This window comes from Legionella qingyii (genome assembly GCF_003184185.1).
In genome coordinates this window covers 2,358-3,192 of record NZ_QHJG01000070.1, presented here as the reverse complement: position 1 = coordinate 3,192, position 835 = coordinate 2,358, and the positions used below count along the sequence as shown (strand labels likewise).

Below are 835 nucleotides of genomic sequence, written 5' to 3'. Positions count from 1 at the left end.
GAAAAGGCGATGGCGATTAAACGTGATGAGCAGGATGGATCAGTTTATATCATGTTGGCAGCAACTAATCCGTTTACCTTGTTTTTGACTACTGAAGCAGGTCGTCATTTTTCGGTAACTTTAAATAGTGAGGAGTCATTAGGTAAAACAATTGAACTCATTCCGCAACAGCCACTACCTGTAAAAGTAACACCTCGTCAAACGAAAGCCAGTCAGGTAGTTGGGACTCATGAAGCTATTCCAGAAGCAATTCTTGCAATGCTTACTCATATGGAGAATCACAAACCGTTTACTGATGTGGTTGTAACGCGTCAATTTGGCAAAGCCCAGCGTTGGGAAAGAGGTTTAACACTGTTACCTAAAGAGTCTTGGGATGGGAAGTTTCTTAAAGGAGAAACCATTGAACTCTATAACGGGGGTAAAGAGCCTTTAGAGTTATCTCAAGAATGGTTTGCAAAGAAGGATACTCTAGCGATTAAATTTTCGAAGCCCACAATTAATCCTCGCGAACGTACCATGCTTTACCGTGTTGCAGGAGTGGATCATGGCTAATTGGCAACTCAATACAATGGTTAAAAGCCGCCAACTTCGTACATTAATCATGGTGGGAAGTGGAGTTTTGCTTATTCTGGCCATCATGATTGTATTGCTTATAGATGGTCGCCCAAAAAAAACTTCTGCGATACAAAAACCAGTAGATATAACTGGAATTGTGGATGAATCGTTTACAGAAGCTGCAGCTGATAATGCATTAACAGTCCAACAAACTGAACTCGAATCACTCAAAAAGCAAATTAGTGAATTGACTCTCACGATGAAAAAGATGGCTGAGGAA

General features: G+C 40.7%; 1 protein-coding gene and 1 pseudogene. Both read left to right on the top strand.

Annotated features, from left to right (window positions below; translation table 11 throughout):
- A partial coding sequence (traK, locus tag DGG96_RS20380; protein WP_110144295.1) for a type-F conjugative transfer system secretin TraK occupies positions 1–552 on the top strand: 552 nt, incomplete at its 5' end.
- A pseudogene (locus DGG96_RS21280) lies at positions 545–835 on the top strand (TrbI/VirB10 family protein); the annotation flags it as partial. The gene traK and the pseudogene DGG96_RS21280, both read left to right, overlap by 8 nt.